Annotated in this window: 26 protein-coding genes and 1 riboswitch; of the genes, 16 read left to right on the top strand and 10 right to left on the bottom strand. The window is 64.1% G+C overall.

All coding sequences use genetic code 11. From position 1 onward, the window contains the following. Together WFP36_RS13270 and WFP36_RS13265 are read right to left on the bottom strand one after the other, a co-directional pair. On the bottom strand, window positions 1–1,107 hold the full coding sequence (locus WFP36_RS13270; protein ID WP_336981044.1) for an acyltransferase family protein: 1,107 nt from the start codon (window positions 1,105–1,107) through the stop codon (window positions 1–3). Beyond that, window positions 1,104–2,150 (bottom strand): sterol desaturase family protein, encoded by a 1,047-nt coding sequence (locus WFP36_RS13265; protein ID WP_336981042.1) that lies wholly within the window; start codon window positions 2,148–2,150, stop codon window positions 1,104–1,106. The genes WFP36_RS13270 and WFP36_RS13265 overlap by 4 nt, the downstream gene beginning before the upstream one ends. A 162-nt stretch (window positions 2,151–2,312) precedes the next feature. Beyond that, window positions 2,313–2,438, top strand: a riboswitch (TPP riboswitch). A 48-nt stretch (window positions 2,439–2,486) separates the two neighbouring features. On the opposite strand from WFP36_RS13265, the gene thiC reads away from it, so the two are divergent. The 9 genes from thiC (at window position 2,487) to WFP36_RS13220 (ending at window position 8,408) form a co-directional block, all read left to right on the top strand. Beyond that, window positions 2,487–4,346, top strand: coding sequence for a phosphomethylpyrimidine synthase ThiC (gene thiC / locus WFP36_RS13260; protein ID WP_336981040.1), 1,860 nt, complete (start codon window positions 2,487–2,489; stop codon window positions 4,344–4,346). An 84-nt stretch (window positions 4,347–4,430) separates the two neighbouring features. Further along, on the top strand, window positions 4,431–4,805 hold the full coding sequence (locus WFP36_RS13255) for a hypothetical protein (RefSeq protein ID WP_336981039.1): 375 nt from the start codon (window positions 4,431–4,433) through the stop codon (window positions 4,803–4,805). Window positions 4,806–4,881: 76 nt separating this feature from the next. Further along, window positions 4,882–5,265, top strand: a complete 384-nt coding sequence (locus WFP36_RS13250) for a hypothetical protein (RefSeq protein WP_336981038.1) — start codon at window positions 4,882–4,884, stop codon at window positions 5,263–5,265. 326 nt (window positions 5,266–5,591) lie between these two features. Continuing rightward, window positions 5,592–5,957: a helix-turn-helix domain-containing protein gene (locus WFP36_RS13245; protein ID WP_336981036.1), complete on the top strand. Its 366-nt coding sequence runs from the start codon at window positions 5,592–5,594 to the stop codon at window positions 5,955–5,957. Window positions 5,958–6,013: 56 nt separating this feature from the next. Beyond that, window positions 6,014–6,397, top strand: coding sequence for a hypothetical protein (locus WFP36_RS13240; protein WP_336981034.1), 384 nt, complete (start codon window positions 6,014–6,016; stop codon window positions 6,395–6,397). A 105-nt stretch (window positions 6,398–6,502) separates the two neighbouring features. Beyond that, window positions 6,503–7,000: a hypothetical protein gene (locus WFP36_RS13235; protein WP_336981032.1), complete on the top strand. Its 498-nt coding sequence runs from the start codon at window positions 6,503–6,505 to the stop codon at window positions 6,998–7,000. A 103-nt stretch (window positions 7,001–7,103) separates the two neighbouring features. Beyond that, entirely contained in the window at window positions 7,104–7,259 is a 156-nt protein-coding gene (locus WFP36_RS13230; RefSeq protein ID WP_336981030.1) for a hypothetical protein, read from the top strand. Window positions 7,260–7,341: 82 nt separating this feature from the next. Beyond that, window positions 7,342–7,974 (top strand): c-type heme family protein, encoded by a 633-nt coding sequence (locus WFP36_RS13225; RefSeq protein ID WP_336981028.1) that lies wholly within the window; start codon window positions 7,342–7,344, stop codon window positions 7,972–7,974. Continuing rightward, the gene (locus tag WFP36_RS13220) at window positions 7,974–8,408 is read left to right on the top strand and encodes a COG3650 family protein (protein WP_336981026.1); all 435 of its coding nucleotides are present in this window, start codon (window positions 7,974–7,976) and stop codon (window positions 8,406–8,408) included. The genes WFP36_RS13225 and WFP36_RS13220 overlap by 1 nt, the downstream gene beginning before the upstream one ends. A 120-nt stretch (window positions 8,409–8,528) precedes the next feature. Here the strand turns inward: WFP36_RS13220 and WFP36_RS13215 are convergent, their stop codons facing one another. Then, window positions 8,529–8,765: a DUF2061 domain-containing protein gene (locus WFP36_RS13215; RefSeq protein WP_336981025.1), complete on the bottom strand. Its 237-nt coding sequence runs from the start codon at window positions 8,763–8,765 to the stop codon at window positions 8,529–8,531. Between the two features lie 267 nt (window positions 8,766–9,032). Continuing rightward, complete coding sequence (locus WFP36_RS13210; RefSeq protein ID WP_336981023.1) at window positions 9,033–9,341, bottom strand: alkylphosphonate utilization protein; 309 nt, start codon at window positions 9,339–9,341, stop codon at window positions 9,033–9,035. A gap of 249 nt (window positions 9,342–9,590) precedes the next feature. Here WFP36_RS13210 and WFP36_RS13205 point away from each other — a divergent pair, with 249 nt between their 5' ends. Both WFP36_RS13205 and WFP36_RS13200 read left to right on the top strand, forming a co-directional pair. Beyond that, window positions 9,591–9,893, top strand: coding sequence for a hypothetical protein (locus WFP36_RS13205; protein ID WP_336981021.1), 303 nt, complete (start codon window positions 9,591–9,593; stop codon window positions 9,891–9,893). Window positions 9,894–9,994: 101 nt separating this feature from the next. Continuing rightward, window positions 9,995–10,783, top strand: a complete 789-nt coding sequence (locus tag WFP36_RS13200; RefSeq protein WP_336981020.1) for a DODA-type extradiol aromatic ring-opening family dioxygenase — start codon at window positions 9,995–9,997, stop codon at window positions 10,781–10,783. A gap of 21 nt (window positions 10,784–10,804) precedes the next feature. Here WFP36_RS13200 and WFP36_RS13195 read toward each other — a convergent pair whose 3' ends face one another. Together WFP36_RS13195 and WFP36_RS13190 are read right to left on the bottom strand one after the other, a co-directional pair. Next, window positions 10,805–11,323 carry a cupin domain-containing protein gene (locus WFP36_RS13195; RefSeq protein WP_336981018.1) on the bottom strand — a complete coding sequence of 173 codons (519 nt, stop codon included), beginning with the start codon at window positions 11,321–11,323 and terminating at the stop codon, window positions 10,805–10,807. Window positions 11,324–11,384: 61 nt separating this feature from the next. Beyond that, a complete protein-coding gene (locus WFP36_RS13190) occupies window positions 11,385–11,777 on the bottom strand; it encodes a hypothetical protein (protein WP_336981016.1) in 393 nt (130 codons plus the stop codon). 140 nt (window positions 11,778–11,917) lie between these two features. Here WFP36_RS13190 and WFP36_RS13185 point away from each other — a divergent pair, with 140 nt between their 5' ends. The 4 genes from WFP36_RS13185 to WFP36_RS13170 all read left to right on the top strand — a co-directional run bounded on the left by WFP36_RS13185 (window position 11,918) and on the right by WFP36_RS13170 (window position 17,559). Then, on the top strand, window positions 11,918–12,499 hold the full coding sequence (locus tag WFP36_RS13185; protein WP_336981014.1) for a YbhB/YbcL family Raf kinase inhibitor-like protein: 582 nt from the start codon (window positions 11,918–11,920) through the stop codon (window positions 12,497–12,499). Between the two features lie 145 nt (window positions 12,500–12,644). Then, on the top strand, window positions 12,645–13,907 hold the full coding sequence (locus tag WFP36_RS13180; RefSeq protein WP_336981013.1) for a gallate dioxygenase: 1,263 nt from the start codon (window positions 12,645–12,647) through the stop codon (window positions 13,905–13,907). A 751-nt stretch (window positions 13,908–14,658) separates the two neighbouring features. Next, a complete protein-coding gene (locus WFP36_RS13175) occupies window positions 14,659–16,119 on the top strand; it encodes a tetratricopeptide repeat-containing sulfotransferase family protein (protein WP_336981011.1) in 1,461 nt (486 codons plus the stop codon). Window positions 16,120–16,293: 174 nt separating this feature from the next. After that, the gene (locus tag WFP36_RS13170; protein ID WP_336981009.1) at window positions 16,294–17,559 is read left to right on the top strand and encodes a gallate dioxygenase; all 1,266 of its coding nucleotides are present in this window, start codon (window positions 16,294–16,296) and stop codon (window positions 17,557–17,559) included. 398 nt (window positions 17,560–17,957) lie between these two features. Here WFP36_RS13170 and WFP36_RS13165 read toward each other — a convergent pair whose 3' ends face one another. Continuing rightward, window positions 17,958–18,395, bottom strand: coding sequence for a cupin domain-containing protein (locus WFP36_RS13165; RefSeq protein WP_336981007.1), 438 nt, complete (start codon window positions 18,393–18,395; stop codon window positions 17,958–17,960). Window positions 18,396–18,495: 100 nt separating this feature from the next. On the opposite strand from WFP36_RS13165, the gene WFP36_RS13160 reads away from it, so the two are divergent. Beyond that, window positions 18,496–19,764 carry a dipeptidase gene (locus WFP36_RS13160; protein ID WP_336981006.1) on the top strand — a complete coding sequence of 423 codons (1,269 nt, stop codon included), beginning with the start codon at window positions 18,496–18,498 and terminating at the stop codon, window positions 19,762–19,764. Here the strand turns inward: WFP36_RS13160 and WFP36_RS13155 are convergent. The 3 genes from WFP36_RS13155 to dapD all read right to left on the bottom strand — a co-directional run bounded on the left by WFP36_RS13155 (window position 19,761) and on the right by dapD (window position 21,067). Beyond that, window positions 19,761–19,943 carry a DUF3008 family protein gene (locus WFP36_RS13155; protein WP_336981004.1) on the bottom strand — a complete coding sequence of 61 codons (183 nt, stop codon included), beginning with the start codon at window positions 19,941–19,943 and terminating at the stop codon, window positions 19,761–19,763. The genes WFP36_RS13160 and WFP36_RS13155 overlap by 4 nt on opposite strands. A gap of 11 nt (window positions 19,944–19,954) precedes the next feature. Then, window positions 19,955–20,122, bottom strand: a complete 168-nt coding sequence (locus tag WFP36_RS13150) for a hypothetical protein (protein WP_336981002.1) — start codon at window positions 20,120–20,122, stop codon at window positions 19,955–19,957. A gap of 105 nt (window positions 20,123–20,227) precedes the next feature. Next, complete coding sequence (gene dapD / locus WFP36_RS13145) at window positions 20,228–21,067, bottom strand: 2,3,4,5-tetrahydropyridine-2,6-dicarboxylate N-succinyltransferase (RefSeq protein ID WP_336981000.1); 840 nt, start codon at window positions 21,065–21,067, stop codon at window positions 20,228–20,230. Window positions 21,068–21,081: the final 14 nt, after the last annotated feature.

The following is a 21,081-nucleotide window of genomic DNA, read 5'->3' as shown; positions in this document are numbered from 1 at the left end:
CTAGGCGCGCTGGCGCGGCGGCTGGGAAAGGCCCGGAATGCTGGCGGTCAGCAATGCCTTCCAGCCGCGTTTGCTGCGTTCGATCAGCGGGCCGATCATCATGCAGCTGCCCACCACGCAGAGGAAAGCGGCCAGCACGTGGAGCGGGTTCTTCACGTCATAGCCAGTGGCGGCATGGGCGAAGCGCAGCATCGGGTAATGCAGCAGGTAGAGCGCGAAGGTGGATTGGGCGGCGAAGGTGATCGGCCGCCGCAGCGGCTCCAGCCATTTCTCGAGCGAGGATGCCAGTCCGTGCGCGCCGAGGAAATTGAGCGCCACGAACGGCCCGATGAACCAGCTCGACAGGAACTCGTCCGAGAAGCCGAGATAGTGGACGACATTGTCCGGCCCGATCAGCCATGCGGTGACCAGCTTGAGCATCTCCGGCGCGCCGCTCCAGCGGAACCAGCCATAGAGCGCGATGGAGCCGAAGAAGGCGAGGGCCGCCTTGTCGGCAGTCAGCGCGGCGCAGCGCGTGCGCTTCCACGTCCACACGCCCAGCCACCAGATCGGCGCCAGCAGCAGGATCTTCGGCCCCGCCAGAACCACCAGTGCCCCGGCGATTGCGATCCGCTTCCAGCCGGTGAGATAGAAGGCCGCACCGAAGATCGCGTAATAGACCGCCTCATATCCCAGCGACCACCACGGCCCGTTGCTGAAAGGGCGGATGGAGGAAAACCACAATTCGTTGGTGAAGGTGAGTGCGCGCAATGCCCGCCAGACCGGATCGCTCGCCTGATACCACCATTGCGCATAGGCCGCCGGATCGAGCGAGCGGCCCCACTGGTCGATCAGGATCGTGATCGCCAGTGCCGGCACTGCAACGGACCACAGTCGCGCAAGGCGGCTGGCCGTATAGGCGCCCAGAGTGGTTTCCTTCTCATGCGCGACATGGGCGATGACGAAGCCGGAAAGGACGAAGAACACCATCACCGCATCGTTGCCCAGCAGGCGCCAATATTGCAGCATCCCGCCGCTCAGTTCGGCATAGGCAAGGTGAGTGGCCACGACGACCAGCGCGGCCGCGAAGCGCAGCAGATCGAGATAGAGGGAAAGCCCCCGGTTCATTGGCCCGGCAGGGACGGCGCGGTTTCTGCCTCCGCCGCCGGTTGCACCGCATCGCTCTCGGGCGCGGTGCTGCCGGGTGAGGGGCGGCGCAATGTGCCCCAGGCATAGGCGAAGGGCTCCAGCAGCGCCGCGCCCAGATTGGGGTGGGGCTGCACTTCCTCGTCGCCGATGCCGAATTCCAGCTCCTCGCGTTCCTTCGGCAGATAGATCGTGCCCAGCATCCAGTCCCAGATGGCCAGCACTTCCCCGTAATTGCGGTCGAAATGGCGGCGGGCCTTGCTGTGGTGGATCTGGTGGAGGGCAGGGCTCACCACGATCCGGTCCAGCACCGGGCCGTAGGACAGCCAGATATGGGTATGGCGCAGGCTGGCGGCGCAATAGGCGAACAGGATGAAGCCCAAATTGGTGCCCGCCAGCACGGCCAGCCCCGTCTTGCCGCCGAAGAAATAGAGGATCGCCCCCTGCACCGGCGCCACGATGGCGCAATCGATGGCGGCGCTGATCAGTGAATAGACCGGATGCTTGCGCTCCAGCGTCAGCGGATTCAGTTCCTCGGCGGAATGGTGCACCCGGTGGAAAGCCCAGAGGAACGGCACCTGATGCGACAGGCGATGCGTCACGTAAGTGCCGAAATCGAAGGCGAGCAGCAGCAGCAGGGCGAGCAGGCCCAGTTCCAGCGCGCCGGGCGTGCTTTCCCGCACCGGGCCGAAAGCGGCGGTCAGCCCGCTGGAAATCGCCATGGCCACGGCGGTGACCGAGAACAGCAAGCCCGCCCAGCGCGCCGGTTCCAGCAACCGGCCGAACAGGAACACCTGCAGGTCCACCGCGAAGGTGCGGGACCAGTAGACACGGCGCGGGAAGGCGTGGCGCAGATAGGCGAGCAGCGAAAACCCTTCGCGGCCGAAATAATGGCGATAGGCCAGCATACCGACCAGCCAGCCGACGATCAGCGCCAGCAGGCCGGTGCGGGCCCACGGCGATACGAGGTCCAGCGCCAGCTGCTGGCTGGTGGAGGCAAGATATTCAGCCAGCTTTTCCAACATCGCCGTTCCCTTGGGCCGTTCCGGGGGCCATCTGCCGGGGCCATCGCGTTAGCGGCCCGCTCCCTAGACCAATCTTCCATGCCCGAACAGCGTTAGCACCGGGTTAAGCCGCTCCACCTGCCGCGCCCCGCTTGCCGCCGCGCGTGCGAGCGCCTAGGTTGCGACTCATCCCCGGGGAGCCATGCCGGTCCGTTTCGGACCATCGGCTGAGAGGTGGGCGTTGCGCCCCACGACCCGTCGAACCTGAACCCGTTAACACGGGCGGAGGGAGTGGAGGGCGTTCTTCCCGAAGATACAGGCCCGCCATCCGCTCATCCGCCTGCATGGAGAGCATGAATGGCCGACATCAATTCCCCTATCGAGATTGGCGTGACCACCGGCCCGATCCGGGGCAGCCGCAAGATCCATGTCGGCCCGCTCGGCGTTGCCATGCGCGAGATCGATCTGGAACCTTCCAGCGGCGAACCGCCGGTGCGTGTCTATGACACATCCGGCCCCTATACCGATCCCGCCGCGCAGATCGACATCCAGCGCGGCCTGCCGCAGCTGCGCCGCCAGTGGCAGCTCGATCGCGGCGATGTGGAGGAATATGCCGCGCGCGAAGTGAAGCCGGAAGATAACGGCCAACTCGGACCGGATCGTTCGGGCGGCGTGCCTGCCTATCCCAATGTCCACAAGACAGTGTTGCGCGCCAAGCCCGGCGCGAACCTCAGCCAGATGCATTATGCCCGCCGGGGCATCATCACGCCCGAGATGGAATATGTCGCCACGCGCGAAAATCTCGGCCGCGAAATGCTGCGCGAATATATCCGCGACGGGCAGGATTGGGGCGCTGCCATCCCCGATTACGTGACGCCCGAATTCGTGCGCGAGGAAGTGGCGCGGGGCAGGGCGATCATCCCCAGCAACGTCAACCACCCCGAATGCGAACCGATGGCCATCGGCCGCAACTTCCTGGTGAAGATCAACGCTAATATCGGCAATTCCGCCGTGGCCAGCGATGTGGCCAGCGAAGTGGACAAGATGGTCTGGTCCATCCGCTGGGGCGCGGACACGGTGATGGACCTTTCCACCGGCCGCAATATCCATGACACGCGCGAATGGATCATCCGCAACAGCCCCGTGCCCATCGGCACCGTGCCGATCTATCAGGCGCTGGAAAAGGTGGGCGGCATTGCCGAGGACCTGACCTGGGAGATCTTCCGCGACACGCTGATCGAACAGGCCGAACAGGGCGTGGATTATTTCACCATCCACGCCGGCGTGCGCCTGCCCTATATCCCGCTCACCGCCAAGCGCGTGACGGGCATCGTCAGCCGTGGCGGCTCGATCATGGCCAAGTGGTGCCTGGCGCATCACAAGGAATCGTTCCTCTACGAACATTTCGACGAAATCACCGAGATCATGAAGGCCTATGACATCGCCTATTCGCTGGGTGACGGGTTGCGTCCCGGCTCCATCGCCGACGCGAATGACGAGGCGCAATTCGCCGAACTCTACACGCTGGGCGAACTGACCAAGCGCGCCTGGGAACAGGATGTGCAGGTGATGATCGAGGGCCCCGGCCATGTGCCGATGCACAAGATCAAGGAGAACATGGACAAGCAGTTGGAAGCCTGCGGCGAGGCTCCGTTCTACACGCTCGGGCCCCTCGTGACGGATATCGCGCCCGGCTACGATCACATCACCAGCGGCATCGGCGCGGCTATGATCGGCTGGTATGGCACGGCGATGCTCTGCTACGTCACGCCCAAGGAGCACCTCGGCCTGCCTGACCGCGACGACGTGAAGGTGGGAGTGGTCACCTACAAGCTCGCCGCCCATGCGGCGGACCTTGCCAAGGGCCACCCGGCGGCCAAGGTGCGCGACGATGCGCTGAGCCGCGCGCGCTTCGAATTCCGCTGGCGCGACCAGTTCAACCTCTCGCTCGACCCGGATACTGCCGAGCAATATCACGACCAGACGCTGCCCGCGGAAGGCGCCAAGACGGCGCATTTCTGTTCCATGTGCGGGCCGAAATTCTGCTCGATGAAGATCACGCAGGAAGTGCGCGATTTCGCCGCCAAGCAGAATGCCCCCATCGAGACTTTCACGGCCGCCGAAGAGGCCGAGGCAGGGATGCAGCAGATGAGCGAGAAATATCGCGAGATCGGCAGCGAACTCTACATCGGCGCGAATGGGCGCGAACACGATTGACGCTGACCAGCCGGATGCCGCATTTCGTGGCATCCGGCGTCCTGCCGGGATTCGCTTTCCACCTTTGCTTTTCGGAGCATTTGCATGACGAAACTCCCGGCCCTGTTCGGCACGGCCGCCACGCTTGCGCTGCTGGCGGCGGGTGCCGCCCATGCGGAAATGAGCGATGCCTCGATCGAGGCCTATAATCGCCATGTCGACACGGTGAATGCCGACAAGGACCAGATGCAGCGCGAACTGGAACTGATGCGCGCCGCGCCGACCACGGCGGAACAGTGCCAGCATATCGAGAATATCCGCGAGCTGGGCTTCGATGCGCTCGCTTCGCTCAACATGATGAAGCAATTGGCCTCCAGTTCCGACGATCAGTCGAGCTATGACAGTGCACAGCAGACTTTCGAGGAACTGGAAGGTCAGCTCGCCAAGGTCCGTGCGCTCAAGGAACAGCGCTGTTCCTGAGCGGCAGCAAGTCCCGCTTGCCCCGCATCGTGCTGCCCGGCACAAGCAGGCGAGCCATCATCCACGAAAGCCACCTATGCGCCGCCTGACCGCAATTTTCCTGCCGCTCGCGCCGCTGTTCCTCATGGCCGGGGCCCAGCCCGCCGCCGCGCAGGGGGAGAGCTTCTACGTCCAGCAGTATAATTCCGCGGCCAGGGATCTAGCCCGGAATTTCAGCGAGCTTGAAAGCCTGCGCAGCCGGATGCGGGTGGAGCGGGATTTCACCGTGGGCTGCGGACTGCTCAGCAGCGTGATCTACCGGCTCGAGGAAATGCAGCGTATCCTCAAGAACATGCTCGGATATCTGGACCAGCTGGGCGATGTGGAAGCCTATAATTCCTCGGTGACCGATTATAATAATGTGATCGAGGACCTGAACTCCTCGCGCGACGATTATGCGAGGCTCTGCGCGGATCGGTAAGCGCTCGGCCGGAGAGAAGCGGCGGCAGGGGTGACGCCGTCGCCGGACAATCTCTGCCATAATGGACCATCAATCCGGCGCTCGCCCGGTCGCTTCTGCCACCCGTAGCGCCGCCCGCAGCACCACCCGCGCCATTTCGCCAAGGCAGGAAATCCGCCGTTTGCCGCGCCCATCGAGCCGGTCTCACGGATCTTTCCTCGGTCCGGCGGCGCAGGGCGTGCAATCGCTGCGGGGGCATCGGGCGGGTAAAGGTAAAGGGCTGAGTAAGCATCCTTAATTGCGCCCGGTCCCGGCTCTGGCATCGTCCGCCGGAAAAGGGGCGCATCATGATTCACGAGGTTTTGGAGGACGAAGACAATTCCGGCCCAGCCGAACATGCCATGTGTTCGAGCGAGCCGGGTAGCGGCGCGCGCGGGGAGATGTCTGCCAAGCAGACGATCCGGCGCTGGCGCAAGGACCCTGCCTTCCGCGAGGCCTATATGGCGCTGGCGGAGGAGTTCGCCCTTGCCCTGCAAGTTGTCGAAGCCCGCTCGCGCGCCGGGCTCACGCAGGAGGAACTGGCCGAACGCATGGGCACCAGCCGCAGCGCGATAGCCCGGCTGGAAAGCGGCACTGCCCGCCCTTCGGTGACGACGCTGGAAAAACTCGCCCGCGCGACCGGTAGCAGGCTGCGGATCGAGCTGGAGGGGTGAGTAGCCTTCCGGATTGAACCGTGCCGGCCCATCGGCATTCTGCGCGGGCAGGGGGCATGACGGTGCGCAAGGTTTACGACGACGAAGTGGATTACGGCCCGCCCGAATTTGGCGTGCGTTCCAGCGACATCGGCAGCTTCCTGCCCGAAGGCACCTATCGCCCCATTCCTATAGTCTGGTTCGCCTCTGCATGGTTCCTGCAGAGCATCGTCCTGCTGGTGGTATTCTCCAGCCTGTTGAACACTCACCCGGCCATCAACATCATCGCCTGCGGACTGCTGACCTACGCCATTGGCCGCTGGACCTTCCGGCGCGGCATGGCCGGCGCGGGAAAAGGCTGGCGGATATTCACCGCACTCGCGCTGGGCTTCAACTGGGTGGTGGTGAGCGTGGCGGCTCTGGCGCTGTATTGGGATGCCGTGGGGTCAATGCCCAGCTGAAACCTCGTCTTCGCAACGACGACGAAGATTGGCAGACGAGGGGGCGCCTTCAGCCCCACCCAAAACCCTTTCCTACACACCCCCATCTGTGGCTTATCCTGCCGGATGACTCGCCCAGCCCAACCCGCCCGCCGCTCGCGCCGCTATGTGCCGGCTTTCGTTCCCGTTCCGCTGCGCGCTCGCGCAGATGGGTGGACGCCGCGCAGGCAGGCGGCGTTTCTGGGGTATCTGGCGCTGACGCGTTCCGTATCGGAGGCGGCGCGGCGGGTGGGGATGGCGCGGGAGACGGCCTATCGCCTGCGCGCCCGGCGTGGGGCGGAGAGTTTCGTGGCTGCGTGGGACGTGGCGCTGGGCAAGGTGCGGGGTGACACGCACCGTTCGCGAAAGGTCACAGGCTACGAGCTGGAATATCGGGCGTTTGAAGGTGCGCTCAAGCCGGTGTTCCATGCCGGGCGCTTTGTCGAGATTGCCCGAAAACCCGACAATACTGCGCTGTTGCGGCTGGTCGCCCGGCCGCATCTGGCGCTGGCGGGCCGGTCCGACGGCGAGGAAGGGGCGGGCGGAAAGTCACAGGTTTCGCGGGCCGTTTCGTGTCACTTTTGAGGGGTATGGCCGGGATGCGGCCGGGGGCGGGCAGGCCGCGCCAAATCGCTGTCCCCCGGCACCATCCGGCTCTATGCCGCGAATTTGATATACAGGAGCGATAATGGCCGATCTCTATCTCAAGGCGCTGGAATCCGAACGCAAGGCGCTGTGGGCCACTTGCCGCCTCAAGGGGCTGGCCAAGGGCACGCCGGAACGGCTGCGCATCGCCGCGCTGGATGAACAGATCGCTGCGCATAAATCGCGCAAGCAAGGGTAGGGCCCTGGGGTCAAACTCCCGCTGGCCAGTGACAGGCTTTGGAGTCATGGCTGGGCAGATGCTCGTGCGAAGGAGACCTTCGATGATACTTGCTGCCATGCGACCCGCGCAGTTCGCGCCCATTCTTCTGCTCTCGCTCGCCAGTTGCGCCAGCATGCCTGACGGTGGATCGCGGCAGGCCCGCATTGACGCCCGCTTTGACGAGGCAGCGGCGATGGAACGCTCCATCGCCGTGGCGCAGAGCTTTCAGGGCAAGTTGCAGGCGCAGCTCGCTGCCGCCTTGCAGGCGGGCGGGCCGGTTCAGGCCATCGGCGTGTGCAAGCAAGCCGCGCCGAAGATCGCCGCGGAGGAATCCGCCGCGAGCGGTGCGCAGGTGAGCCGCGTGGCCGAGCGCAATCGCAATCCGGCGGGCGGGCTGACCGAGGAAATGCGGCCCTATTACGCGAAGCTGGCCGAAGCGCCGCTGGTCGACGGCTTCCCCGCCACTGCCATGTGGCGCAGCGGCACGGGCAAGGCGGAACGGATCAATGTGCTGCGGGCCATCCCGATGCAGGACAAGCCTTGCTCCACTTGCCACGGCACCAATATTTCGCCCGATCTGGCCGAACTGCTCCACGCGCTCTATCCGGCGGACCGGGCGACCGGCTTTGCGCCGGGCGAAATGCGCGGGGCCATGCTGGTGAGCTGGCCCGCGAGTGTCTTTGAGGTGAAGTGATGCGTTCCCTATCTGCGCTTTCCTGCCTGCTGGCGCTGGCCGCCTGCCATTCGGGCCATGGCAGCGGCTTGCCCGGCGATGCGGAGGACCATCAGCCCTTTCACGAAATAGGCGAGAAGGAACTGCTGCATTTTTCCGGCACGGAACCCTTCTGGGGCGGGCAGGTACAGGGCACGGCGCTGACCTATACCACGCCGGAAGATCTGGATGGGCAGGCCGTGGAAGTGAAGCGCTTCGCCGGGCGCGGCGGCATTTCCTTCAGCGGGGTTCTGGACGGCGCGCCGTTCGATCTGGCGATCTCGGCTGCGCCGTGCAGCGACAGCATGAGCGACCGGGTCTATCCTTTCTCCGCCCTGCTGAGCGTGAAGGGCGAGACGCGCCATGGCTGCGCCTGGTCGGCCGAGCACCCGTTTACCGGGACACAGGCGCCCTGATGCCGGCAAGTGTCGTCATCGCGAGGACCGCAGGGACGACGCGATCCAGTGCGTCACGCGCCGGGCCCTGGATTGCCGCGCGGCCTTGCCGCTCGCAATGACGAGCTTGCCGAAGGCTCCCTAGGCGGGGTGGAAGTGGCTGGAAACGAAGGCTCCGCCAGCGGGGCGCGCCTTGCGGGCATCGGCCTTCTTCCACGCCTGTTCGTGGAAATAGAAGGCCACGGCATTGATGCAGGGCTCGATCAGGGCGATGCCGCCGGCCAGCGCGATGGAACCGGTGAGGGCATAGGCGACCGTGAAGCCGACGGTGAGGTGGACGGACAGATAGGTCAGCGTTTTGATCAGGTCGCGGTTCATGGTGTTTCTCTTCGCTTTCAGTGCGTCGAGACTATTGCGAATGGTTCGCATCTTCCAGCGCATTGCTCCGCTCACACTGATCGGAAAGGGCGAAGAAGGCGCCTTTCGCCCGGCCTGAACGAGCGATAGAGCCGGACGACGGGGATAGAACGTGGGCGATTGGCGACATGGAGAGTTGCGACAGGGCCGCCAGCCAGTTCGACCGGCTGTGGCAGATGGAAATGTCCTACAAGGTGCGGGGGGACGACATCTGTTCGTGACGGCGCCTTAGCGCTTCTTCACGAACTCCGCGCGCAGCACCAGGCCCTTGATGCCGGGATATTTGCAGTCGATTTCCTGCGGGTCGCCGGCCAGGCGGATGGACTTGATCAGGGTGCCCTGCTTCAGGGTCTGCCCGGCGCCCTTGACTTCCAGATCCTTGATCAGCGTCACCTGGTCGCCATCGGCCAGCAGATTGCCCACCGCATCGCGCACTTCCACCTGATCGGCAGCCGCCTGCTTGGCCGCCAGTTCGGAAGCCGGCATCCATTCGCCGCTTTCCTCGTCATAGACATAGTCTTCGTCGTTGCCGGCCATGATCTGCTCCTGTTGGAATTGCCGGGTGCCATGGCAGGCGCGCAGGGCCTTGGCCACCCCTCTTATGCAGGCACGTAATTATGCCGCCTTGCCCGACAGGTCCGGCTTGGGCATCATGCGGACAAAATCAAATATGGGAGAAGAAGTGAGATGCGCTGCAAGTCTCTTTTACTCGTTCCACTGAGCCTTCTGGTCATCGCCCCTTCGCTTTCTGCGCAGAAAGAGGTCAGCGGGCAGAAAGATGTCGCCATGGCGCAGGAATTCAATTTCTCGGTCACGGAAGTGAAGAAGGAAACCGAGATCGTCGCCGGGATCGACAAGAAGATTGCCGCGACGACCGACCTCAAGGAAGGTTGCGGGCTGCTGGCGGAGAAGCTGGACCATCTGGGCAAGGCCGATGCACTGCTCGACCGGATGATTTACGCCGCGAAGGAACTCAAGCGCCGCAAGGAAACCGAATCCGCCGAAAAACAGCAGAAATCGGTGAAACAGAGCATCGAGATCACCAAGGGCGACGACGAACGGCTCTGCTCGGCCCTGCGCGCCGGCTGACGGCGTTTCCTGCCGGACGGGCGGCTTGGCCGAATGCCGGTTGACGCCGCCCGGCCGCCGGGCCACCTCCGGTTTTCCTGAAGCCCGAAGGATTTCCGACCATGGCCGTGCAGCCCAGCCTCTATATTCCGCATGGCGGCGGCCCGTGCTTCTTCATGCCCGATCCGCAGGGGATCTGGCGCGGGATGGAAGCCTATCTGAAAGGGCTGGCCGCCAGCCTGCCGGAGCGGCCCAGGGCGATCCTCATCGTTTCCGGCCATTGGGAAGAGCGTGGCTTTGCCTTTACCGGCGCGAGTGCGCCCGATCTGGTGTTCGACTATTACGGCTTCCCGCCGGAAACCTACAAGCTCACCTGGCCCGCGCCGGGGGCGCCGTGGCTGGCCGAAAAGGGTGCGGAGCTGATCCGCGCCGCAGGTATGCCCGCGGGTATCCACCCGTCGCGCGGATACGATCACGGGGTGTTCGTGCCCATGAAGGTCGCCTTCCCGGATGCGGATATTCCCTGTGTGCAGATGTCGCTGACCGCTGGACTGGACCCGGCGCTGCACCTTGCCGCGGGCGAGGCGCTGGCGCCCCTGCGCGAGGAAGGCGTGCTGATTATCGGATCGGGCATGAGCTTCCACAACATGCGCGCCTATGGCGATCCGCGTTCCGAAGCGCCCTCGCGCGAGTTCGACCAATGGCTCGAACAGGCAGCCGAAGCCGATGCGGGCGAACGGGCGGAATTGCTCACCGGCTGGCAGGCGGCGCCCTTTGCGCGCTTCTGCCATCCGCGCGAGGAGCATCTCATTCCGCTGGTGGTCGCCGCCGGTGCATCGGGCGAGCCGGGCACGCGCGACTATGGCGAGGTCGTGCTAAACAGCGCGGTCAGCGCCTTTCGCTTTCCTTGAGGGGCGGGCGGGGCCGCTACCTCACTCCATCAGCTCAAGCGGCTGGGGTAGTTTGGCGAGCAATTCGTCCGAAAACACCGCGTCGATGTGGAAGAACACCATGCGGGTAATGGCATCGCTGCGGTTTTCCCACGCATGGTCGGTCCCGCGCTGAACCACCACGTCGCCGGGGCCCAGCACGACTTCGCTGTCGGTCAGGTGCAGCACGACCTCGCCTTCGATCACCATCGCATAATCCAGCGTACGGGTGCGGTGCATCACGGTCTTTGTGCCGCCCTGGCTGGCGGGATAAAGCTCGATCTGCCGGATCAGATGGCCGCTGGGCGGCATGATAGTGAAGGGGCGTTCGTTGGGCTCGCCCTCGGGCAGGGAGGTCAGCGAAGGGACAGTCTGCGGCGTGCTCCAGATTTCGATGAAATCGGCACCCACTGCTTCGCCCTGCATGGGGTGGTTCTGGGGTGGCGGCCCGTCTGAAATCACCACCGAATTGCCCTGCGCATCATGGCCCGTGACCACGCGCCTGCCCTTGAGTTCCATCATGCTCTCTCCCCTTGTTATAGTGCTTTGGGAACGCGGGCTGGTGCAACCGGTTCCTGGGAAGTCAGCGCCCCTCGATCCATTTCCACCAGCCGGGGATCAGCGTGATGGCATGGGGCTGAGCAAAGGCCTCCCAGCCCAGCGCAGCGATCACGCCATTGCTTTCCTTCGCCCGGCGTCCTTCCGCCAGCGACCAGGTGATGTGCCAGGTGGAGCCGTCCGGCCGGTCGGTCGATCCGGAGATCGAAACTACCAGTGCTTCCACTCCTTCGCCGTCATCGGCCCGGCCCACGACAAGGCAATCGACCGCATCCGGCAGGGCCGCCCCGTCCGCGCCGGTCTTGTAGGTGACATGCTCGGCCATCACCTGCTCATAGCGGGGCGGGTGGAGCGCCAGCAGGTTTTCCCTCGTTTCGGGATCGAGCAGCCAGCCATGAATGATGCGCTTTTCCGCCATCGGCCGGGAATGGCGCGCCTGCCGCATCGGGGCAAGAGCGCGGGGGAAATTCCCGCCATGCCCTGCTGCTTGCCCTTGTCCTTTGCCCGGACTGGGACCTAAGGGGATCGCATTGCCCGCCAGTTTTGAAAGGATTCACCATGGCAGCCAGCGCAGGACATGCGGCACTCGCAATCGCCCGCCTCGGCGCGCCCGGCCTGATGGGCAAGGGCGGCTTCCGCCTCAAATCCGCCGCCTTCGACGATGGCGAGGAACTCGATCCCAGCTTCACGGCTGACGAGGACGATGCCGTCGCCCCGCCGCTGGAATGGACGGCCCCGCCCGAAGGCGCGGCGGAGCTGGTGCTGATCGTGGAAGATCCCGATGCCGCGGGCAAGGAACCGGCGTGCCACTGGCTCGTCTGGGGCCTCGCCCCGCAAAAGGGCCAGCTGCTGGAAGGAGAAACCCCGCCGCGCACTGGCAAGAATGCGCAGGGCAACAGCGAATGGATGTTGCCCCGGCTGGAAGAGGGCGACCGGCACCAATATGTGTTCCAGCTCTTCGCGCTGGATACCAGGCTCGATCTCTCGCCCGGCAGCAGCCGCAAGGCACTGCTCGAAGCGATGGAGGGCAAGGTCATTGCCGCCACTATCCTCACGGCCTTCTATGAAGGGCAGGACGGCGAGGAAGAAGGCGACTGGGACGATGTCGAAATCGACGCGATCGATTTCGACGGGAACTGACGCGCTACTCCTTCGCATCCGCGAAATATTCAAAATGATGAAGCGCCACTCGCTTGCGCGTGCTATCGGCAGTGCCCATCTGAATAACAACTCGCGGATTCGCCGCTTCTGACGAGCGGGGGCCGCGCGAGAGGAGAAGCGCAAAATGGCTACCATCGTCGGCGGCGTCGCGACGTCGCACACCCCCACCATCGCCTTCGCCAAGGACGGCGGCAAGCAGAACGATCCAGTCTGGCAGCCGATCTTCGAAGGTTATGAGCCGGTGCAGGCGTGGTTCCGCGAGAAGAAGCCGGATGTGCTGGTCTATATCTACAACGACCACATGACCTCGTTCTTCGACCATTACAGCCATTTCGCGCTGGGCGTGGGCGAAAGCTATTCGGCGGCGGACGAAGGTGGCGGCCCGCGCGATATTCCCGCGATCAAGGGCGATCCGAAATTCGCCGAACATGTCGCCCGCGTGATGGTGGCCAATGAATTCGACCTGTCCTATTTCCAGGGCAAGGGGCTGGATCACGGCGCTTTCAGCCCGCTCTCCGTCATGGTCGATCACGACAAGGAAAACGGCTGGGCGGTAAAGCTGCTGCCGATCGTGTGCGGCGTGCTGACCGTGCCGCTGCCCAGCGCCCGCCGCTTCTACAAATTCGGCAAGAGCCTGCGCCAGGCGATCCTGTCCTATCCCGAAGACATCAAGGTGGCGATTGCCGGCACGGGCGGCCTGTCGCACCAGGTGCATGGCGAAGGCTGCGGCTTCAACGATCCCAAGTGGGATGCCGAGTTCATGGAACTGCTGGAAAAGGATCCGGAAAGCCTGCTCGACCTGCCGATTGCCGAACTGGCCCGCCGTGGCGGCTGGGAAGGCGCGGAAGTGGTCATGTGGCTGATGATGCGCGGCGCGCTGGCGGCCGAAGTGGAAGTGACTCACAAGACCTACTTCCTGCCCTCCATGTGCCCCATCGCCACGATGATCCTGGAAGAGCGCAGCGCCGACAAGCCGGCCGAAACTCCGGAAGAAACCATCGCCCGCGCGAATTGGGACTATGAAGGCGCCGAGGAAATGGAGGGCACCTATCCCTTCACTATCGAGCGCGCGGTGAAAGGCTTCCGCCTCAACCACTTCCTCCACTCGCTGACCGATCCCAAGATCCGCAAGCTGTTCCGAGAGGACGAGGAAGCCGCTTACGAGCAGGCCGGACTGACCGAGGAAGAACGCCGCCTTGTGCGGACACGCGACTGGATCGGCATGATCCATTACGGCGTGATCTTCTTCATGCTCGAAAAGCTCGGCGCCGTGACCGGCATCGGCAATATCGACATCTATGCCGCGATGAAGGGCCTGTCGGTTCCCGAATTCCAGAAGACCCGCAACGCCCAGATCAATTACGGCGTGGCTGGCAAGGAAGACTGATTGCTTCATTGCGCCGGCATCGTTGCGGTGCCGGCGCAATGCCTTATTTTCAGGCCTAATAGCCTGTTATCACGGGGTAATACTGACGTACAATTGCGTAGCGCAATTGAGTTGTGTCGGAATTCTTTACAACTAGGGTCGCGTCGCGACGCAGCTGGGAGTCGGGACTGATTTGGGCTAGCCGGGGCACCGGTAAAAAATGGATAGCCGGTGTTCTATCCGCCGTCGCTTCCCTGAGGGAAGCCACCCCGTGCCAAAATTAAAGCTGCGCGCTGGGTCGTGAAACAGGCAATGCGGACTGCGCGTATTGCCCGCTGCGTGTAGGGCTGAATCCGGATACCCTACACGCCGCGTCACGCGCTTGCATTTGTAGCCGTATCGCCCAGCGGCCTCACCCTGACCCCCTCCTTTTCCCCCTCCCTGCACCCCCTTGCGGCGTTTTCGCAAGGGTAGCTTGCTACCCATCCGCTCGCCTGCGGATGGCGCCCCGTGTCGCGGGTTGAGCGCGATTTGCGACATTGGTCGAAAAATATCGTCCCTGAGCGATTTTTTGGGAACTGCCCGTCTCAAAAGGCGTTCTAAACGCCCCCGAAAATCCGGTCGCTGCGTTGTGGTATCCGCCCTGTGTGCAATCGTTACACTTCGTTACCTTTTCGCCGTTGATGCCTGTCCGATTTCTGTCTCTTAGGACATTTGTATGCGAGGAATATCCTCGTTAATCAGGCGATTCGTGCGAAATTAGACGTGATGTATGTTAGTTAACAATCTTGCCAGCGTGCAGGCCCTCGGCGGCAGGCTGAAGGCTGCGGTCGAGCAGGACGATCGCCGCAGAACAAATGATCTAATTCGTGAACTAATCCGGCTGGATGCCCCGATCGGGCCGCAATGGCATGTCATTGCGCAGATCGCTGCCGATAATGGCGAGGTGACGCTGGCACGGCAGGCGCTCGACCTGTTCACGCAAAGCGCGAACGACAATTCCATGGCCGTTTTCCAGAAGGCCGGCCTGCTCGCGGAAATCGGCATCTGGCAGGATGCCTATGACCTGATGAGCGGGTTGCCGGAGGTCGTGCCCGACCGGGCTTCGAATGCCTATAGTCGCGGCACCTCGGCGCTCTATGTCGGAGAGACCGAGCAGGCGCGCAATCTGCTGGAACTTGCGACCGATCTGCGCCCTCAATCGGGCACGGCTTGGCATTCGCTGGCGACGCTGATCGACTTCGCCTCCGAACCGGAACTGGCAGAGCGGCTTCTCGCGGCGGGACAGGCACAGAGGGGCGCGTCCCCGATCGATCAGGCGAGCTATCTTTACGCCGTGGGCAAGGTCCATGCGGACCGGGGCGACCATGCGCTGGCCTTTGCCGCATTTGCGGATGGCGCACGCCGGATGACGGCGATTGCACCATACAGCCGCGAGCGCGACCGTATCGGCGCGCAAGAGGCAGTGAACGGCTATACCGCCGCACGGATTGCCGAACTGGGGCGCAAGCAACGGGAAGCGACCGACCGCACGATTTTCGTCATGGGCCTGCCCCGATCCGGCACTACTCTGGTCGAACAGATTCTCACCAGCCACAGCGCCGTGAGCGACGGGGGCGAGATCAATCGCCTTGGATTGTTCGCCAAGGATGTGGCGGGCGTTTCATACGATGCACTCGCCCGATATGCCGCGGCTGAGGGAGCGCCGGAAATTGCGCGCCTGTGGCATCACTGGCTGGACGAACGCTTCCCCGGTTCGGGCCGCATCGTGGACAAGACCAACAATAGCAGCCGCCTGCTGGGCTTCGCGGCTTCCCTGCTGCCGCAGGCGCCTCTCATCTGGCTCAGGCGCGATCCACTCGATTGCGCGTGGTCCTGTTTCCGGACCTGTTTTATGCACCGCATCCCGTGGAGCTACGATCTGGAAGACATCGCCTTCCATTTCCAGCTGGAAGATGCGCTGATGGCCCGGTGGCAGGAAATCCTGGGGGATCGCCTGCTGGTGGTATCCTATGAGAGCCTGGTGACTCAGCCGGAAATCTGGATCAGGCGGATATTGCAGCATTGCGGCCTGGCCGAGGAACCGCAGGTGTTCAGCCCGCATGAGAACCGCCGCACGGTGACCACCTCCAGCGTGATGCAGGTGCGCAAGCCGATCAACCGCGCGGGGATCGGTGCGGCGCAGCCCTATCGGGAATTCCTCGCGCCCTTCGTCAGGGCCTATCAGGGCTGACCCCTGCAGGCCGATCCGGACAGGTTCGGCCTGCTTCTTCACAAATATGAAGTTTTCACGCTTTGACCTCGCTCAAAGTGCGTAGGGCCCTATCCTCCTAATCCGGCATCATTGTTCGATCCGGGAGTCGCATGGCATAATGGCGGCCATCCCGTGGAGAGGGAGAGCATTGCCATGGCCGAGATTGTCGGCGGTTTCGCCGTTTCGCACACCCCCACCATCGCCTTTGCCCATGATGCGGGCAAATATGACGATCCCGTGTGGAAACCGATCTTCGAGGGCTTCGAACCGGTGAAGCAGTGGCTCGCCGAAAAGAAGCCGGACGTGATCCTGTATATCTACAACGATCACATGACCTCCTTCTGGATGCGACATTATTCCCATTTCGCGCTGGGCATCGGCGAGGAATATGCCGCGGCCGACGAAGGCGGCGGCCCGCGCAACATCCCGCCGATCAAGGGCGATCCGGAGCTTGCCCAGCACATCGCCTTCGGCATGGTGGCAGACGATTTCGACCTGTCCTATTGGCAGGGCATGGGGCTGGACCATGGGGCCTTCTCGCCGCTGTCCGTGCTGCTGCCCTATGATGATGAGAATGGCTGGCCCGTGAAGATCGTGCCGCTGCAATGCGGCGTGCTGGAACTGCCGATCCCGCGTGCGAAGCGCTTCTGGAATTTCGGCCGATCCCTGCGCCGGGCGATCCAGTCCTATCCCAAGGACATCAAGGTGGCCATCGCGGGCACTGGCGGCCTCTCCCACCAGGTGCACGGCGAACGCTGTGGCTTCAACAATGTCGAATGGGACATGGAATTCATGGACCGCCTGCACAAGGACCCGGAAAGCCTGATCGACATCCCGGTGGGCGAGTTGGTGAAGCTGGGCGGCATGGAAGGCGCCGAAATCGTGATGTGGATGCTGATGCGCGGCGCGCTGGCGCCCAAGGTCAACAAGCTGCACCAGAGCTTCTTCCTGCCCTCCATGACCTCCATCGCCAGCATGATCTTCGAGGATGCGGAACCTGATCCGCTGCCGGTGACGAAGGAAGAATATGCCGCGCGCATGATGGCAGACGTGGCCCCCGCGCTGGGCCTTGAAGGAACCTATCCCTTCACCGTGGGCGTCAGCGCCAGGGCTTGGCGGATCAACAATTTCCTCCACACCATCGTGGAACCGGGCTTCCGCGAACGCTTCAAGACCGACTTTGAAGGGCTGGCGGCCGAATACAAGCTGACCGACGAGGAAAAGCGCCTGATCCGCGACTTGGATTGGATCGGCATGATCCATTACGGCGTGATCTTCTTCAACCTGGAGAAGCTCGCCCCGGTGGTCGGCCTCGGCAATATCGACGTCTATGCCGCGATGAAGGGCATGAGCGTGCCGGACTTCCAGAAGACCCGCAACGCCGCGATCAATTACTCGGTGGAAGCGAACCCGAGCTGATTTTGACCCTTGGGCGGGCCCACCCCAACCCCTCCCGCTTGCGGGAGGGGCAGCGAGACTTGGCGGCGTAGCCGCCTAGTCGCAGCGGGGTGGGCAGGTGTACCTTCCCCGTCTGTCAGCCTTCCTTGTCATCCCGGACCTGTTCCGGGATCCCGCTTTTCGGCGCTCGCAGAGGCGCAAAGGCGCGGAGCGGTTGTGCCCGGACGCCGTCCGTCTGTGTGTTCGCGAGAGAAGTTATCGGCTTCCAACAAAGGCCGCAAAGACCGTAAAGGCGTTACCGCGAGTCCCCACCCTTCGTTACCCCCGCGAAGGGGGGCAGCTACTTTCCGCGTGAGAAGCCAACGGGACCCCGGGACAAGCCCGGGGTGACGAAAAGCCGGTGCGTCGCCAAGATTGACTCACCCCGGCGCCCACCCCTCGGGCGCCAGCGTAAACCCCGCAAACTCGAACCCCGGCACCACCACGCAGCTCACCAGCGAATAGCCTGCCGAGCCGACCGGCGGGGCCTCGGCGGCCTGCCATTCGCCCGGCGCGATTACGTGCTGGACGGCGTGACCGGCCGCAACATCGTGCCCCAGTATCACGCTCGAAACCGGCCCCGCATCGCCGGGGCTGAGCGACAGGCGTAGCGGATCGCCCGCGTGGAACAGCCAGATTTCCGCCGCGTCCACTCTGTGCCAGTGGGATCGCTGACCGGCCTCCAGCAGGAAGTGGATCGCCGTGCCGCCCGCGCGGGTGCCGTCCGGGGCGGGCGCGCGCCAGGTCTCGCGATACCAGCCTCCCTCGGGATGCGGGGTGAGGGACAAGCGGTCGATGATCTGGCGGGCATTGCTCATGCGATTGGCCTAACATGCGCGCGCGGCGGCTATCAATGTGGCCAGGGCTTGCGATTTCATGCCGGGCGCGCTGATATGCTGCCCTGCAACAGGAGTTTCCATGCCGCGCTTCCGCACCGCTCTGCTTGTCACCGCGCTTTCCGCCGCTTTCCTTGCCGCACCCTTGTCCGCCAAAAGCCCGGAGGAAACCGCCGCCGCCGCTCTGGCTGCCGCGCCGGTCTGGGACGGACACAATGACGTGCCGGAGCAATTGCGCGGCCGATACGGCAATGTGATCAACCAGTTCGACTTCACCGATACCAGCAAGGCCCCGGCGACCGAATGGAGCGGGGTGGGCATGCACACCGACCTTCCGCGCTTGCGCAAGGGCAAGGTCGGGGCGCAGTTCTGGTCGGTCTATGTCGATGCGGACCTGCCTCAGCCCGAGGCGGTGGTCACCACGCTGGAGCAGATCGACGTGCTCAAGCGGCTGGTGGTGCGCTATCCGAACGATCTGATGCTGGCGACCAGTTCCGCCGATGTGGAAGCGGCGATGAAGCAGGGCAAGATCGCCTCGCTGATGGGAATGGAAGGCGGCAGTTCCATCGACGGCAGCCTGGGCGTGCTGCGCCAGATGTACGATCTCGGTGCGCGCTATCTCACTCTTACGCACTCGAAGACGCTCGACTGGGCGGACAGTGCTACGGATACGCCCAGGCATGGCGGCCTGACCGATTTCGGCAAGGATGTGGTGCGCGAAATGCAGCGCATCGGCATGCTGGTGGACCTCAGCCATGTGAGCGAGGACACGATGTTCGACGCGCTGGATGTGGCGAAGGCCCCGGTGATCTTCAGCCATTCCGGCGCGCGCGCGGTGAACGGCCATCCGCGCAATGTGCCCGATGCGGTGCTCTCGCGCCTGAAGGACAATGGCGGCATCGTGATGGTGGTCGGCCTGCCGAACTATCTGGGCGAGAAGCGCCGCCAGTGGGGTGCGGATCGTGCGGGCGAGGAGGCCCGGCTCAAGGCGCTGTGGCAGGGCCAGCCCGACAGAGTGAAGGACGCGATGGAGGCCTGGGGCAAGGCGCATCCCGAGCCCAAGACGAGTGTGGCCGACATGGCCGACCATGTGGACCAGATCCGCAAGGTGGCGGGTATCGACCATATCGGCCTTGGCGGCGATTATGACGGGATGGACACCGGGCCGGTCGGCATGGAAGACGTGGCGGGCTATCCGGCGCTGTTCGTGGAACTGGCCCGGCGCGGCTACAGCCAGGCCGACCTTGAAAAGATCGCCAGCCGCAACATGATGCGGGTGCTGAAAGCCGCGGAAGCCTATGCGGCGGCACATCGGGCCGATCCGCCGATCGAATATCCCGAGAAGGACTAGCCCTTCTTGCGCGGCAGGCCTTTGCGAGCGGTGGAGGCCAGGTCTTTCAGTTCCTTCTCGCTCATGGATTCATACATCTCGCGGGAAGCGCCCTTGAGGGAGGATTTGCCGGTATCGCCCTGCTTGGCGGAAAGTGCGGCTCCGGCGGCCATCTGCTGCTTCTTCGAGCGGGCGGGCATGGCAGCCTCCCTCAACTCGTGCTCAGCGCCGCGCTGACCCACACGACGGTCATCGCCACGATTGCCAGGGTGAGGCTGAAGAACAGCACGTAGCGCACGATATGCGGGGTGGACCCGGCGCGCGCTTCGTCGGTTTCGAGGCGGATTTCCTCGCCCCGCTTTCCAGAAGGCTGTTGCATCGGAATTCTCCTCTTCCGCGGCCCCGGCTGCGGGGCCTCACCCGATCTACGGGCGGGAAGGGGAGAGCGTTCCGCAAGGACGGGCGGAGCGGGCCGCCCGTGCGATCAGTCGCGCAGCAGGTCGTTGATCCCGGTCTTGGAGCGGGTCTGCGCGTCCACTGTCTTGACGATGACGGCGCAATAGAGGCTCGGGCCCGGCGTGCCGTCGGGCAGGGGCTTGCCGGGCATGGAGCCGGGCACGACCACGCTGTAGGGCGGGACCTTGCCGTAATGGACCTCGCCAGTGGCGCGATCCACGATCTTGGTCGAGGCGCCGATATAGACGCCCATCGAAAGCACTGCGCCTTCGCCGATGGTCACGCCTTCCACCACTTCGCTGCGGGCGCCGATGAAGCAATTATCCTCGATCACCACCGGGCCGGCCTGCAGCGGTTCGAGCACGCCGCCAATGCCGACGCCGCCGGAAAGGTGGACGTTCTTGCCGATCTGGGCGCAGCTGCCCACCGTGGCCCAGGTGTCGACCATCGTGCCTTCGCCGACATAGGCGCCGATATTCACGAAGCTGGGCATCAGGATCACGCCCTTGCCGATGAAGCTACCGCGGCGGGCCACGGCGCCGGGCACCACGCGGAAACCGCCTTCGCGGAAGCGCGCATCGTCCCAGCCGGCGAACTTGCTCGGCACCTTGTCGAAAGCGGGGGCGCCGGCCGCGCCGCCATCGACCACGACATTGTCGTTCAGGCGGAAGGAGAGCAGCACGGCCTTCTTGAGCCACTGGTTGACCGTCCAGCCGCCATTCCCATCGGGTTCGGCCACGCGGGCCTTGCCGCCATCGAGCAGTTCCAGCGCGGCTTCCACCACTTCGCGCACATCGGCGCTGGCAGGAGTGACGGTGTCGCGGGCTTCCCAGGCGGCTTCGATCGCGGTTTCGAGCTGGGCGGACATGGGGCAACTCCTGT

Source organism: Fulverythrobacter fulvus (assembly GCF_037154085.1).
Taxonomy (GTDB): Bacteria; Pseudomonadota; Alphaproteobacteria; order Sphingomonadales; family Sphingomonadaceae; genus Andeanibacterium; species Andeanibacterium fulvum.
The sequence above is the reverse complement of the archived record's forward strand: the minus strand, read 5'-3'. Positions and strand labels throughout refer to the sequence as shown.

Coding starts and splice junctions, on each gene's coding strand:
- WFP36_RS13270 (WP_336981044.1), bottom strand. CDS start 1,107: ATGAACCGGGGGCTTTCCCTCTATCTCGATCTGCTGCGCTTCGCGGCC.
- WFP36_RS13265 (WP_336981042.1), bottom strand. CDS start 2,150: ATGTTGGAAAAGCTGGCTGAATATCTTGCCTCCACCAGCCAGCAGCTG.
- thiC (WP_336981040.1), top strand. CDS start 2,487: ATGGCCGACATCAATTCCCCTATCGAGATTGGCGTGACCACCGGCCCG.
- WFP36_RS13255 (WP_336981039.1), top strand. CDS start 4,431: ATGACGAAACTCCCGGCCCTGTTCGGCACGGCCGCCACGCTTGCGCTG.
- WFP36_RS13250 (WP_336981038.1), top strand. CDS start 4,882: ATGCGCCGCCTGACCGCAATTTTCCTGCCGCTCGCGCCGCTGTTCCTC.
- WFP36_RS13245 (WP_336981036.1), top strand. CDS start 5,592: ATGATTCACGAGGTTTTGGAGGACGAAGACAATTCCGGCCCAGCCGAA.
- WFP36_RS13240 (WP_336981034.1), top strand. CDS start 6,014: ATGACGGTGCGCAAGGTTTACGACGACGAAGTGGATTACGGCCCGCCC.
- WFP36_RS13235 (WP_336981032.1), top strand. CDS start 6,503: ATGACTCGCCCAGCCCAACCCGCCCGCCGCTCGCGCCGCTATGTGCCG.
- WFP36_RS13230 (WP_336981030.1), top strand. CDS start 7,104: ATGGCCGATCTCTATCTCAAGGCGCTGGAATCCGAACGCAAGGCGCTG.
- WFP36_RS13225 (WP_336981028.1), top strand. CDS start 7,342: ATGATACTTGCTGCCATGCGACCCGCGCAGTTCGCGCCCATTCTTCTG.
- WFP36_RS13220 (WP_336981026.1), top strand. CDS start 7,974: ATGCGTTCCCTATCTGCGCTTTCCTGCCTGCTGGCGCTGGCCGCCTGC.
- WFP36_RS13215 (WP_336981025.1), bottom strand. CDS start 8,765: ATGAACCGCGACCTGATCAAAACGCTGACCTATCTGTCCGTCCACCTC.
- WFP36_RS13210 (WP_336981023.1), bottom strand. CDS start 9,341: ATGGCCGGCAACGACGAAGACTATGTCTATGACGAGGAAAGCGGCGAA.
- WFP36_RS13205 (WP_336981021.1), top strand. CDS start 9,591: ATGGCGCAGGAATTCAATTTCTCGGTCACGGAAGTGAAGAAGGAAACC.
- WFP36_RS13200 (WP_336981020.1), top strand. CDS start 9,995: ATGGCCGTGCAGCCCAGCCTCTATATTCCGCATGGCGGCGGCCCGTGC.
- WFP36_RS13195 (WP_336981018.1), bottom strand. CDS start 11,323: ATGATGGAACTCAAGGGCAGGCGCGTGGTCACGGGCCATGATGCGCAG.
- WFP36_RS13190 (WP_336981016.1), bottom strand. CDS start 11,777: ATGGCGGAAAAGCGCATCATTCATGGCTGGCTGCTCGATCCCGAAACG.
- WFP36_RS13185 (WP_336981014.1), top strand. CDS start 11,918: ATGGCAGCCAGCGCAGGACATGCGGCACTCGCAATCGCCCGCCTCGGC.
- WFP36_RS13180 (WP_336981013.1), top strand. CDS start 12,645: ATGGCTACCATCGTCGGCGGCGTCGCGACGTCGCACACCCCCACCATC.
- WFP36_RS13175 (WP_336981011.1), top strand. CDS start 14,659: ATGTTAGTTAACAATCTTGCCAGCGTGCAGGCCCTCGGCGGCAGGCTG.
- WFP36_RS13170 (WP_336981009.1), top strand. CDS start 16,294: ATGGCCGAGATTGTCGGCGGTTTCGCCGTTTCGCACACCCCCACCATC.
- WFP36_RS13165 (WP_336981007.1), bottom strand. CDS start 18,395: ATGAGCAATGCCCGCCAGATCATCGACCGCTTGTCCCTCACCCCGCAT.
- WFP36_RS13160 (WP_336981006.1), top strand. CDS start 18,496: ATGCCGCGCTTCCGCACCGCTCTGCTTGTCACCGCGCTTTCCGCCGCT.
- WFP36_RS13155 (WP_336981004.1), bottom strand. CDS start 19,943: ATGCCCGCCCGCTCGAAGAAGCAGCAGATGGCCGCCGGAGCCGCACTT.
- WFP36_RS13150 (WP_336981002.1), bottom strand. CDS start 20,122: ATGCAACAGCCTTCTGGAAAGCGGGGCGAGGAAATCCGCCTCGAAACC.
- dapD (WP_336981000.1), bottom strand. CDS start 21,067: ATGTCCGCCCAGCTCGAAACCGCGATCGAAGCCGCCTGGGAAGCCCGC.